The organism is Streptomyces calidiresistens (assembly GCF_014141525.1).
Taxonomy (GTDB): domain Bacteria; phylum Actinomycetota; class Actinomycetes; order Streptomycetales; family Streptomycetaceae; genus Streptomyces; species Streptomyces calidiresistens.
Genome location: NZ_VKHS01001501.1, coordinates 1 through 544, shown reverse-complemented (window position 1 = coordinate 544; position 544 = coordinate 1). Strand labels below are relative to the sequence as shown.

Annotated in this window: 1 protein-coding gene; it reads left to right on the top strand. The window is 75.4% G+C overall.

Annotated features, from left to right (window positions below; genetic code table 11):
- Positions 1–111: 111 nt before the first annotated feature.
- Positions 112–544 (top strand): GNAT family N-acetyltransferase (locus FOE67_RS28020; protein WP_498370731.1); only part of this gene is annotated, 433 nt, incomplete at its 3' end.

Genomic DNA, 544 nt, shown 5'->3' with positions numbered 1-544 from the left:
TATAAGAGACAGCTGCTCCCCCTTCGCGCGGGCCTTCTCCCGGGTTCCGGCTTTTCCCGTTTTCCCGGGCGCCCCCGCCCGGTCCGGCGTTGCGCCGGCTACGATCGGCCCATGTCCGAGACCTCCGCACCCGGGGATCGGCTGCCGGGCGGACCGCGCCCCGGTACCGATCCGGCCGGCCCGCCGCGCCCCGGCGGGGCCACCGCGCTCCGCATCCGGCGCGCCGGGCCCGAGGACGTCCGTGCCGTGGTGGCCCTGGTGGAATCCGCGTACCGGGGCGACTCGAGCCGGGAGGGATGGACGACGGAGGCGGATCTGCTGGACGGGCAGCGCACCGATGTCGATGAGGTGACGGGGCTGGTGGCCGCGACCGACGGTCGGATCCTGCTGGCCGAGCGCGGGGACGGCACCCCGCCGCTCGCCTGTTGTCATCTGGCGCGGAGAGTCGGCGGGGAGGAGGGGTCCGCCGATGGGGAAACGGATGGCGCGTGCCACGCCTACTTCGGGATGTTCGCCGTCAGCCCCCGCGCCCAGGGGGCCGGGC